This window comes from Acinetobacter sp. LMB-5, assembly GCF_001541635.1.
Lineage (GTDB): Bacteria > Pseudomonadota > Gammaproteobacteria > Pseudomonadales > Moraxellaceae > Acinetobacter > Acinetobacter pittii.
This window is the reverse complement of record NZ_LRDR01000006.1, coordinates 370,284-382,902: the sequence shown is the minus strand read 5'-3', so window position 1 is coordinate 382,902 and position 12,619 is coordinate 370,284. Positions and strand designations below refer to the sequence as shown.

Below are 12,619 nucleotides of genomic sequence, written 5' to 3'. Positions count from 1 at the left end.
TGAGCAAGAATACCGTACCCGTGGTGTTGCCTACTGCCCACACTGTGATGGTCCATTATTCAAAGGTAAACGTGTTGCCGTGATTGGTGGCGGTAACTCTGGTGTTGAAGCTGCGATTGACCTTGCAGGGATTGTTGAGCATGTCACTCTGGTTGAGTTCGATACCAAACTTCGTGCAGACCAAGTTTTGCAAAATAAATTGCATAGCCTGCCAAACACAACGGTGATTATGAATGCGTTAAGTACCGAAGTATTAGGCGATGGTTCACAAGTGACCGGTTTGAAATATAAAGACCGTGCGACCGATGAAGAGCATGTGGTCGAGCTTGCAGGGATCTTTGTACAGATTGGTTTACTGCCAAACACTGACTTCTTGAAAGACAGTGAAGTTGAGTTAACCAATCGTGGCGAGATCATTGTGAATGACCGCAACGAAACCAATGTGCAAGGTGTATTTGCTGCGGGTGACTGTACGACTGTACCTTACAAGCAAATCATTATTGCTACAGGTGAAGGCGCTAAAGCATCACTCTCTGCGTTTGATTACATCATCCGTTCTGGACAGTAAAATTTAAGTCCAAAACGAAAGAGCCAAAGGATAACCTTTGGCTCTTTTTCTTTTTATGGTTTATATAAACCGTGTTCGACTAAATGCTCTCGTAAAATACGACGTAACTCTAATACAGCTTGTGGTGTCAGTTGGATTGAATGACCACCTGGAAGAACTTTCTCAGATTTTGCACCTTCTAAGTGAGCACTCTTATAAGGGACAATACCATCGGTAATCACATTTGGATCATCACTCTTGGTGATGTTACCCATAATAGAGTGGAAAACTAATCCTTGGTGTGGATTAATATCTTTTGTGAGTTCCATAAATTTAGATTGATGACTTAGATCGCTCGGTCCATTTTGAATCAAACCATTATCAATATTACTCAAGAAATCTTTAACATCTAAATTTTCAGTTGTCAGTGAAGTCGCTACAGCCGACAAAAATGCACCCGGTAAACGAATAATTTTACGTGCTGCCAAGGTAAACCAACGATCCGCATAATCTGTACCGCGATGAGGAGAAGCCAAGAAAATTGCACGATCAAAATTATTGATTGAATGCATTTGCAATCGTTCAGTAACCATTGGATGTTTTTTAAAGCGGTTTTGCTGACGAATCGTCATCAACTCTAAGGCAGGTTTAGTAATATCTCCATCACTGACCAGTAAACGGCTGATAATACCTCCCATACTATGTCCAACAAGGACCGCATCATGCGCGGCAGGGTCACTTGGGTTTAATGAATCAAAAGCTTGTTTCAAGAGTGCATAAATCTGAAAACGACTTTCCAAAATTGGCATGTTGGTCGAATAGAAAACCTGCCAAACTTGGTAATTGTCTCTTAAAACCGTATCGCCCATAACATCATTGGTCAGTGCAATCCATGCCTCGGGGCTACTTGCTAAACCATGTACCAACACGATAATTTTTTTGTTCGGATTATACGGTTCAAGCATATAGAGATGCGGCATAGTTAAATGCTGATCGCGATCAATCAGACTCAAATAGGCTGCAACTCCTAAATTGTTTTCGGCTAACCATAGGCCATAAGGTGCTGAAAAGTTAGCTGCTAGCGGATATTGCTTGCCTGCTACATTAATATTATCTGTTCGATATGGGTCATAAACTCGAATCACGAATTCTGGATTATTAATAATTTCTTCGACAGTGGTCGCGTGCTTGGGTTCAGCTACAATAGTCGCAGCTAAGTAGCGTGCATTATGAATATTTGGATTAACGCCATTTTTATAATTATATTTAAGTGGGTCTAGGATATATTCATTAATATCTTCATTTCCTGAACTCGGAAAAACAGCTACAAATTCGGAGCCAAAACCATCGCGGCGGTTAATGGTTCTTAAGCCAGAAAAATTCAGGTTATAACTTGAAATTAATTTTTCTAGTTTTTGGCCAGTTAATTGTTTATGAAATTCAAAATCGATTGAATAAATACTTTTACCAATATGAATTTGTGGTTCAACAACATTTTTCTTGGGATGTCTTAAGTCATAAACACCGACCATTTTGGCGATTGCTTGATTATAGAAATCGCGAATTTGAACTTGTCTATTATCAAAAATACGGTCATTAGGCTTACGTTTTGTTGAAAATAGATAGGCATAGCTATAGCGAATACTTTTATCTAATAGACTCAATTGCTGGTCTAAGCAATCATCATATCTATTCAGAATATTCTTTTGTTCTTCTTGAGATTTATGTTTAGTAAATCTACTTACTTTACAGTCAGATGTATCTGATAAAGCCATTGCTTTTGCGAGATACATCTCGCTTGCTGCTGATAAGAACTGTTCATCTAAAATTTGAGGAAGGTTTTTGAGTTGATTTACACAGGTTTCAGGGGTATCTGTACAAACTTTAGCTTCTTGACCAGACATTGATAAAACATTCAGACTCGCTTCGCTGAGTTTATCTTGGGTAAGAATACTATTACGTTCATTTGCAATCGTTACATTCAAAGCTTGCTGTTTAACATTTACGACCTGACAACCACTCAGAATTGAACCGAGTAGTATGACCGTCAACAGTGTTTTGCTTCTTTTTATTGAAAACATTATGGTCAAAATATAGTGGCTCAATGGTAGGTAGATCATACAAATTTTAAAATATTTTTCAAATGATCAAATATAAAAAAGGGCTGTCAAAACAGCCCTTTTTTATAAAATTAAGCTTATTTTTTAGGTGCAGCAGGAGTAGTTGCTGACATTGCTGGGTTAGTTAAAACTTGCCATACGTTCCAACGACCTTGTTTTTCAATTTCTTGAATTAAACGGTCAGCAATTTCCGCTTCATCTGGATATTTAACTTTATAGTTCTTTAGCGTCTGGATCGCGTTTTTCTTTTGCTCCATTGCAATATAGTTATTTGCAGCAGCTAAATATGCTTCTTGAACATTACCTTTAATGGCTTTGTCTAAGTATGGAATCGCTTCACGTTGACCGCCACCTTCAGATAAACCAAAACCGAACCAGAAATTTGTCTCCGCATCATCTGGATTAATTTTTAAAAGTCTTTGAGCATATTCTAAAGATTTAGTGGTATGAACAGTACCTAAATCAAGGTTACGTGCAAGAACACTTGCTTTAAAAGCACGAATTAAAATATCAAATGATGCATTTGGATTTGCAGCAAGTGTATCAAGTTGTTGTGTTACTTCTTTAAGTTTACTTTCAAAGCCTTTACGTTCTTGACGGTCAGTAAAGCGAGGTGGGTAGTGACGTGCTTTACCTTCCACTAACTGTAAGAAGTCATCAATAGTAGTCACGTCAATTTCATTTTCACCGGCTAAAACTGCGTATTTCATTGAACGTTGTGAATTATTGACAGTCGGAACGATCAGTTTATTGACGTCGAGAGTAAGCTGTTTGGTTGGATCATCTTGACGATTAACGACCATTTTGGTTACAGGCTGTGCAGCAGCGTCTTTTAATGCAACTTCAAATGCTGGTGGCTGATCATAGTTAAAAGGGTTTAGCGCATAAAAAGGAGGAGTAAGCTCTGGTTCCTTGAAAACAAAAGGCTCAATTTTTTGTTCTTTTACGGGTGCCATTGTACAAGCGGTTAAACTTGAGGTCGCAAGGATTATATATGCCAAAGGCTTAAAATTCATAGGATCTTCCGTTCATTTTAGTAAAGTCAGATTTGGTACAGGTAAGTCTAGGAAAAGCTAAACAGACATGCAAGGGTAAGCGTGTTACATTATGAATCAAGAATATTACGTTTTTGATGTCTTATCTTGCGCACCGCATTCACGACGAACTTCTTCAATAATTTTCAGTTCTTCATCACTAAAAGGCTGTTCATCCTGACTTTCTTTTTTGAAGCTCGGGTCTAGCTCTGATAAACGCTGGCATAAATTATTCATACGCGTTTCATTATGCTGAATACGATCAAGTAAAACGCGCATACCTTCTAAAATAGGGTCTGACTGATCAGCAGTTGTCGCATATGGGGCAAAGCCAATACTTTGCGCATAATCACGGCGACGTTCTTCATCTTTATTCTTGTCGGATGCATCTTTATAAATATAGCGAGCAGGGTTTCCTACAGCGGTCACACCAGCAGGGACTGCTTTGGTCACTACAGCATTTGAACCGACTTTAGCGCCTTTACCAACCGTAAATGGACCTAAAATTTTTGCACCAGCGCCAACAACCACACCATCTTCTAAAGTTGGGTGACGTTTGCCAGTCTTCCATGTTGTACCACCTAAGGTCACACCATGATAAAGCGTAACATCATCACCAATTTCAGCAGTTTCACCAATCACAACACCCATGCCATGATCAATAAAAAAACGTTTACCGATTTTGGCACCTGGGTGAATTTCAATGCCTGTTGCAAAACGACTAAATGAAGAAAGAAGGCGAGCAGCACCTTTACAATCTTTTTGCCATAATTCATGAGCAACACGATGCATCATAATCGCATGAATGCCAGGATAGGTCGTGAGAACTTCGAGTGTATTGCGGGCAGCAGGATCTCGCGCAAATACAGCCTTTATATCTTCTTTCAGCTGTTTAAGCATTGGGTTGATCCTCCTTGTCAGATAATGCTTTTTTCCATTTACCACTGGTTAGGGCTTGTACACGACTAAAAATACCGCGAAGTAAATGATATTCCATACGATCTAATTGTATACGACCAAATAAACGACGCAAGCGTAAAGGTAACAAACGTGGATTATCTGGATCTAAAAATTCAATTTCGGTTAGCATTTTCTCTAGATGAGGATAAAACTCTTCCATTTGTTTTTGAGTCACCAATGGTTCATCCCATTGCATGCTTTGACCTTGGACTAATGGCATTTCATCTGCATCTTGATCCACGTTTTCTTGTTCCAGAGCTGACATGCGAAGCTCGTAACATACCACTTGAATTGCTTGCGCAACATTTAATACACCATAGTCAGGATTGACAGGAATTGTTAAATGATAATTTGCTAGGGCTAATTCTTCGTTAGTTAAACCACGATCTTCGCGGCCAAAAACAATCGCAATTTGCTGTCCCTGAGAGGTGGCTTTAATGGCTTCTTTGGCAGCAGGTCTTACGTCAAGTAAAGGCCAAGGAATGGTGCGGCTACGTGCACTTGTTCCAAACACTAAATGGCAATCTTTAATAGCATCTTCTAAAGTATCGACAATCTCAAGATGTTCAAATAAATCCTGAGCACCAGCAGCAAGCGCTTGTATGTCTGGATGAGGATATGTTTTAGGTGCAACAAGAACTAATTTAATTAGCCCCATTGTTTTCATGGCACGTAAAGCACTGCCAATATTGGCAGGCAAGGTAGTGTTTACCATGACAATACGCACTTGTGCTAATTGTTTTGACACAGTGTTGTGATCAAACGAACTCATAAGATTTCCAGAAATTACGAATATTGAGAAACTTCGCTTTGGTATAAATCCAATGCATCGTCCATAGTCATGTCCGCGGGAGGGGAAGCAACGGTTTGCGGACGAGCAGGTTCTGCTGCTTTAGCTGCTTTCGACTTTACTTGATATTCAATATAAATATTATCTTTACCAAAATAATCTCTGAGTTTAGCAAGTAATTCATCGAGAGGAGCAACTTTCCATTGCGGACCAAGTTGAAGCTCGGCTTGAGCATAAGGTTGATCAATCTGTAGCTGTAGAGTGATATGTTGATGCATATCTACATTGCAAAATGGCAAGATGATATTTTGTAAATCTTTTGCCAAAGTGGCTTGCATAAACTCTTCTGTTAATTTGATCTGAATGCTATTAGCACGTTTTTGTCGTATTTCATTTAAAGTAAAAGCCTTGGTTAAACGGCCCATTGGACGTTCAAAGCCTTCTCTTTCATAAATTTCGCCTTCAAAGACGACAACACGCTCAACTTGGATAATATCTTTAAAACGTTGGAAACGTTCATGGTTGCAACTTACTTCAATACGAGCTGTACCATCATCTAGTACAATAACTACGCGATTTGGAAAGTTTGCGACGTCAATGACTAAACCCGCATAGACTGTTGTAACACCACGACGTGTAGCCGTAATTTCATTAAGTTTTACCGGAATAAAAGCCTTAAGCTCTTGGCGGTAAACATCAATTGGGTGGCCCGTTAAATATAACCCAAGCGTGTCTTTTTCGCCTTTTAGACGAACCTCGTCACTCCACGGTTTAACAGGTTTAGCTGGCTTACGCTGAACTTCTTCAACCTCACCAAATAAATCCATAATACCGCTTTCACGGTTACTGCGCGCTTGTTCAGCAGCTTGAACAGCTTCAGGCAATTGTGCCATTAAGCTTGCACGTTCAATTCCCAAGCAATCGAGTGCACCCGCACGAATTAAAGCTTCAAGAGTACGCTTATTGATTTTCTTCAAATCAATACGATGGCAAAAATCGAATAAATCTGTATAAGGACCAAATTGTCGACGAGAGTCAATAACTGACTGCATCGCTTGTTCGCCGACACCTTTAATTGCACCTAAACCATATACAATAGTTTTATCATCGCTCGCATGGAAATGATAAGTCGACATATTGACTGATGGTGGTAAAACTTCTAGGCCATTATTTCGGCAGTCATCAATTAAAAATACAACACTGTCAGTGTTCTGCATTTCCGATGACATTACTGCTGCCATAAACTCAGCAGGATAATGTGCTTTTAACCATGCAGTATGGTAGGCAACGAGGGCATAAGCTGCGGCGTGAGATTTGTTGAAACCATAGCCTGCGAACTTCTCCATATAGTCAAAGATATGGTTGGCTGTACTTTCATCAATCCCTTTTTCTGCAGCACCTGTCAAGAAAATTTGGCGTTGCTTAACCATCTCCTCAGGTTTCTTTTTACCCATTGCACGACGTAGTAAATCCGCGCCACCGAGCGTATAACCCGCACAGATCTGTGCTGTCTGCATCACCTGTTCTTGGTAAACCATAATCCCGTAAGTTGGCTCTAATACACCTTCAAGAAGTGGGTGAAGATATTCAAAATCTCCACCATGCATACGGTGAATAAAGTCAGGAATAAGATCCATTGGACCAGGACGATACAATGATACGAATGCAATAATCTCTTCAAATTTACTTGGACGTGCTTCTTTGAGCATTCGTTTCATGCCGACGGATTCAAACTGGAATACCGCTGTTGTATTTGCATCGGCAAAGACAGAGTATGCTTTAGCATCATCAAGTGGAACATGCGAAATAATGAGCGGATCATTACTATCGCGATTTTTATTAATATTTTGAATTGCGTCTTCAATAACGGTTAAGTTACGTAAACCCAAGAAGTCGAATTTGACGAGACCAGCTGCTTCTACATCGTCTTTATCATATTGAGCAACACGGCTAGTTCCATCTTCATCACAAAGTACAGCCGAGAAATCGGTAATCTTACCGGGTGCAATAACAACACCACCGGCATGTTTACCAGTATTTCGGGTGATACCTTCTAGTTTTAATGCCATTTCCCAGATTTCACTCGCATCATCATTATCTGGGTTAGATGGGTTGGTAACGATATCTTTAAGCTGAGGTTCCATCTCGATAGCAGTGGCTAAGTCCACACCGAGTGGTTTCGTAGGCACCATTTTTGAGATACGGTCAGCTAAACCGTAAGACTTACCCAATACACGGGCAACGTCACGAATTGCACCTTTTGCCGCCATCGTACCGAAAGTTGCAATTTGCGACACGGCTTCACGGCCATAAGTACGGGAAACATAATCAATAACGCGGTCACGTCCGGCAATACAGAAGTCGACGTCAAAGTCGGGCATCGAAACACGTTCTGGGTTTAAGAAACGTTCGAAAAGTAGATCGTAACGAAGTGGATCAAGGTCAGTAATTTTTAAGCTATATGCAACGAGTGAACCCGCACCTGAACCACGACCAGGTCCTACAGGAACGCCATTATTTTTTGCCCACTGGATGAAGTCCATGACGATAAGGAAGTAACCAGGGAAACCCATTTTTAGGATAATGCCGACTTCGTAATCAATTCGTTCATCGTAAGGTTTACGAATCTCTGGCCAGTCTTCGCCACGTTTTTCGACTGGGTAGAGATAATCTAAACGTTCTTCTAGACCTACTTTTGACAAATGCTCAAAGTAGGTGTCGATGGTAAAGCCATCTGGAATTGGATAGTCAGGTAAAAAGTAGGTGCCTAGTTGTAAGCTAACATTACAGCGTTTTGCAATGTTATAGGTGTTTTCGATAGCACTTGGGATATCTGAAAACAACTCAATCATTTCATCGGAGGTTTTAAAATGTTGCTCAGGACTATATAAGCGTGGACGACGGTCATCTGCTAATACATAGCCATCAGCAATACAAACACGTGCTTCGTGGGCCTCAAAATCTTCTTTTTCTACAAAGTGCACATCATTATGCGCAACTACACCGACATTATATTGGGCAGCAAGTTTAGCGGCTTCTTGAATAAAGTCTTCTTCACCGGGACGATCGGTGCGTGTTAAAGCCAGATAAACACGGTTACCAAATTTTTCGATCCATGCTTCTAAAAGCGGAGCTGCTTTTTGAGGGTTAGATGAGCAAAGCATCTGACCCACATCACTATGTTGGCCGAGTAAAACAATAATATCTTGATGCTGTTCAAGTACCCATTCTTTTTTTACACATGGAATACTGAGTTGTTGACCTTCAATAAAACCGCGTGAAACGATTTCGGTAAGACTTTTCCAGCCTACATTACTCATTGCAAGTAAAGTCGCACGATGTTGAGCATCGTCAAGGCGAATTGTGCTACCTAAAAGCGGTTTAATTCCTTTTTTTAAACAAGAATTATAAAATTTTACTGCTGCATGAAGGTTTGATAGATCGGTTAATGCCAGCGCGGGCATTTGGTCCTTAACCGCAGCGTTGACCAAGTCAGGTATGCGAACTATCGACTCTGTAATCGAAAATTCTGTATAAATACCGAGATGAACAAACTGCATAAACCAATCCTTAATACGACTGCAGCATAGTTTAGCACGCAAAGTTAAAACGAAATGCTTAATATTTTGGCAAACTGTTAAGGATTTTATTATTTAAGAAGAATGATTTGAATATCTATTGTACAGATTTAATATAAAAGAGCTTATTTTTAAGAAATAGGACCAACCCAAACTTTGTGTTTGGGCTGGTTGAAAAACTTAGTACTGCCAGAACATGCGCTGAATTTCTTTCGTGTCATTCGTCTTAGTAAGAGCTAAAGCTGCAAGAAGACGCGCTTTTTGAGGGTTTAAATCATGTGCTGCTACCCAACCATATTTAGAGTCAGGTTGTTCTGCATCACGTAATACGAAACCTTGTGCGACACGTGATGAACGGATAATTTGAATACCGTTTTTGTCGTGAAGATTTTGTAAGGTTGGTACGATATATTTTGGTACAGAACCGTTACCAGTACCCGCATTAATGATCGCTTTAGCACCAGCTTTTGCATACGCTTCATATGCATCTGGAAGCATAGAGTCCGAACCATAAACGATCTGTACAGTTGGAAGTGCATCGCCTTTAATATTTTCAATATTAAATTCTGAAGCATTTGTATGGCGTTTTACAGATTGTCTGAACCAGTAAGGCTTGCCTTCAACCAATGTACCTAAAGCGCCCCATTGGCTAACAAAAGCATTGGTATGAATGTTAATGCCTTTAGTTACATCACGTGCAGCAAAAATAGAGTCGTTCATAAGAACCATAACGCCTTTATTTTTCGCATCATCAGAAGCTGCTAAAGCAACTGCACTATAAAGGTTAAGTGGACCATCAGCTGAAAGAGCAGTTGAAGGACGCATTGAACCAACAAGTACAATCGGTTTATCAGTATGAACAACCAAATTTAAGAAAAATGCTGTTTCTTCTAAAGTATCTGTACCGTGTGTAATTACGACACCATTAACAGAAGGCTTTTTAACAAGCTCATTCACTTGACGAGCAATTTCTAATAATTCCTTGTCAGTAATACTCTCAGAAGCGATTTGTAATGCTTGAATACCAGTTACATTTGCCAAATCTTTGATTTGTGGAACTGCGTTAATTAGCGTATCAACAGGAACTTTTGCAGCAGTATAAGTTGCACTATTTGCCGAGCTTGCGCCAGCACCAGCGATAGTACCGCCAGTCGCAACTACAACAACATTATTTTTTGCATAAAGTGGGAGAGAGCAGGCTAATAAGCCCATCGCTAAACCTAAAGATTTAACAGTTTTAGTCAACATCGAAAATATCCTTATGAAGTGACGAAGTAAAAGTTTGTTGAATATGACTGCTTTTCCTAAGCAAAATACATACCATGTAAAACATATTCATAACTTGTTTGAATAAGAAGCATCCTTGAATAGCATTTTGTTTTATCAACAATTGCTTAGTCATTGCTTTTATTTAGCGCTAATAAATAACATGAATAAAATAAAAAATCTATTAAGTTTTTCTAATTTATCTTGATTTGTTTACTTTTTAATATAAATAAAACAAATGATTTTTTTATCAGTATAAAATTAAAAAATAATAGACATTTTTAACTAGTTTTTGCCATTTGATATTTTTATATTATTGATTTTTATTGTTATAATTTAATATTAATATATTTTTAAATTTTTCAGTGTAAGTTAAAAAATAATTCTATTAATTTAATATAATTTAATTGTTGTAAATTGAATTAAAATTTAATCACTTGGTATTTATTTTCAAAAATATAAAATTTGTTTGAGTGATTTTTATTCTATTTTTAAGGTTTGATTTAAGAAAATTTAATAGCAGTTTAAAGTCATTATTTAATATAAAAATATAGGTGACTTTCTGCCATCAATTTTAAAATAAAAAAAGAGCAATTTTATAAGGTCATATAAAATTGCTCTTAAGTTGGGAGAGTGGGAGAAAAGAGAAACTTACGCGGTCGTTTGTTCTTGAGTTGATTTAATTAATACTGGCTCTGGTAGTTCTTCAGTATCTGCCACTTTATCGCCTTCAAGCTTGGCAACAACTGCGGTTGCAATACTGTTACCTACTACGTTTGTTGCAGTACGGCCCATATCAAGGAACTGATCGATACCGAGTAATAAAAGGATGCCAGCTTCAGGCAAATGGAACATGGTGAGTGTTGCTGAAATAACGACAATAGAAGCTCGAGAAACACCTGCAATACCTTTACTTGTTACCATTAGAGTTAACAAAATTAAGATTTGTTGAGTGAAACTAAGATCAATATTGTAGGCCTGAGCAATAAAGAGCACTGCAAACGTGGTGTACATCATTGAACCATCAAGATTGAATGAATAACCTAAAGGTAATACAAAGCTCGTTACTTTTTTAGGCACGCCAAATTTATTTAGTGCATCCATAACTTTAGGATACGCTGATTCACTTGAAGCTGTAGCAAAAGCAAGCGTTACAGGTTCACGAATTAATTTACCTAAGCGGAAAATATCTTTTTTAAGTACGATTGCACCTACAGAGAATAAGATGATCCACAGTAATAAAAGACCGAAGTAGAACTCTGCGATTAAGATGCCATAATCAACAATCAAGCCTAAACCTTGTACTGTAATTGCTGAAGCGATTGCTGCAAATACTGCAACAGGTGCAAACATCATGACGTAATCAGTAATACGGAACATGATTTTGCTGAGTTCATCAGTCAAACGAATGATAACTGAATCTTTTTCTTTGCCTTGATTTACAAAAGCAAGGGCTGAGCCAAAGAAAATAGAGAAAACAAGGACTTGCAAAATATCGTTATTTGCCATTGCTTCGGCAATACTGCGTGGGAAAACATGGCTTAAAAATGATTGTAGAGTGAAGCCTGTAGTCGCTGGAGCAGAAGAGCTACTCAATTGTTGCGCAGTTGGTAATACTAAATCTAAAGCTGCACCTGGTTGGAAAAAGTTTGCCAGACCCATACCGATAGCAAGCGATACGAATGAAGCAGTAATAAACCAAGTCATTGATTTAAGGGTGATACTGCCGATTGATGTCGATTTCCCCATTGATACAATGCCTGAAACAATAGTGGCAAATACCAATGGAGCAATAATCATTTTGATAAGGCGTAAAAAGATATCTGTAGGTATGTTGAGATAAGAAGCGATTTGCTTCAATTGTTCACCCTCATTAAAGAAGTGGTGACAAATCCAACCTGTCAGTATGCCAAGTAAAATAGCAACAACAATATACTTGAGCAATTTCTTTTGCTTCATATGAACCTCTATCCATTTGATTCAATCATCCTTTGATGGGATTTGAATGATTGAAAGCTTTCCTTGTTAGTTCAGTTCGGTCGTTCTAACGATGTTATCTTCCTAGATCTGTATCTGTTTTAACCGAATCGAATATGGCGATGTTGTTATGGAGATGGATTGTTGCTCGATTTTGAAGCAGTGTGAAATGCAAAAAAATATTGATCCATGCATTTTTTGCATAATAAAGGTTAAGTAGATTGAAGGAAATCAAGTAATTTAAAACGTATGGTAAAAAATATATAAATCAAAAAATTAACTAATTCTTGAAGTCGAAAGAATCATAAAATTTATAAAAATAATTTAAATACAATAATTTATTTTAT

The 12,619-nt window shown here is 38.3% G+C and carries 8 protein-coding genes; 1 reads left to right on the top strand and 7 read right to left on the bottom strand.

Annotated elements, in window-relative coordinates:
* The coding region (locus AW165_RS10720) for an FAD-dependent oxidoreductase (protein WP_081410614.1) at window positions 1-568 on the top strand (568 nt) is incomplete at its 5' end.
* Window positions 569-621: 53 nt separating this feature from the next.
* Here the strand turns inward: AW165_RS10720 and AW165_RS10715 are convergent.
* The 7 genes from AW165_RS10715 to AW165_RS10685 all read right to left on the bottom strand — a co-directional run bounded on the left by AW165_RS10715 (window position 622) and on the right by AW165_RS10685 (window position 12,254).
* Window positions 622-2,628, bottom strand: a complete 2,007-nt coding sequence (locus AW165_RS10715; RefSeq protein WP_060465791.1) for an esterase/lipase family protein — start codon at window positions 2,626-2,628, stop codon at window positions 622-624.
* A gap of 116 nt (window positions 2,629-2,744) precedes the next feature.
* The gene (locus AW165_RS10710; RefSeq protein WP_017399898.1) at window positions 2,745-3,683 is read right to left on the bottom strand and encodes an ABUW_2363 family tetratricopeptide repeat lipoprotein; all 939 of its coding nucleotides are present in this window, start codon (window positions 3,681-3,683) and stop codon (window positions 2,745-2,747) included.
* Between the two features lie 105 nt (window positions 3,684-3,788).
* Entirely contained in the window at window positions 3,789-4,601 is an 813-nt protein-coding gene (cysE, locus tag AW165_RS10705; protein ID WP_002114303.1) for a serine O-acetyltransferase, read from the bottom strand.
* Window positions 4,594-5,433, bottom strand: coding sequence for an RNA methyltransferase (locus tag AW165_RS10700; protein ID WP_032006696.1), 840 nt, complete (start codon window positions 5,431-5,433; stop codon window positions 4,594-4,596). Before AW165_RS10700 ends, cysE begins: the two co-directional genes overlap by 8 nt.
* Before the next feature lie 14 nt (window positions 5,434-5,447).
* On the bottom strand, window positions 5,448-9,011 hold the full coding sequence (gene dnaE, locus AW165_RS10695) for a DNA polymerase III subunit alpha (RefSeq protein WP_060465790.1): 3,564 nt from the start codon (window positions 9,009-9,011) through the stop codon (window positions 5,448-5,450).
* Between the two features lie 198 nt (window positions 9,012-9,209).
* A complete protein-coding gene (locus AW165_RS10690) occupies window positions 9,210-10,277 on the bottom strand; it encodes a type II asparaginase (RefSeq protein WP_014206524.1) in 1,068 nt (355 codons plus the stop codon).
* A 669-nt stretch (window positions 10,278-10,946) separates the two neighbouring features.
* A complete protein-coding gene (locus AW165_RS10685) occupies window positions 10,947-12,254 on the bottom strand; it encodes a dicarboxylate/amino acid:cation symporter (protein WP_002114420.1) in 1,308 nt (435 codons plus the stop codon).
* Window positions 12,255-12,619: the final 365 nt, after the last annotated feature.

What these genes read in the sequence shown, in the direction of transcription:
- cysE (WP_002114303.1), bottom strand. Translation starts at nt 4,601, where the DNA reads ATGCTTAAACAGCTGAAAGAAGATATAAAGGCTGTATTTGCGCGAGAT.
- AW165_RS10685 (WP_002114420.1), bottom strand. Translation starts at nt 12,254, where the DNA reads ATGAAGCAAAAGAAATTGCTCAAGTATATTGTTGTTGCTATTTTACTT.
- AW165_RS10710 (WP_017399898.1), bottom strand. Translation starts at nt 3,683, where the DNA reads ATGAATTTTAAGCCTTTGGCATATATAATCCTTGCGACCTCAAGTTTA.
- AW165_RS10715 (WP_060465791.1), bottom strand. Translation starts at nt 2,628, where the DNA reads ATGTTTTCAATAAAAAGAAGCAAAACACTGTTGACGGTCATACTACTC.
- dnaE (WP_060465790.1), bottom strand. Translation starts at nt 9,011, where the DNA reads ATGCAGTTTGTTCATCTCGGTATTTATACAGAATTTTCGATTACAGAG.
- AW165_RS10700 (WP_032006696.1), bottom strand. Translation starts at nt 5,433, where the DNA reads ATGAGTTCGTTTGATCACAACACTGTGTCAAAACAATTAGCACAAGTG.
- AW165_RS10690 (WP_014206524.1), bottom strand. Translation starts at nt 10,277, where the DNA reads ATGTTGACTAAAACTGTTAAATCTTTAGGTTTAGCGATGGGCTTATTA.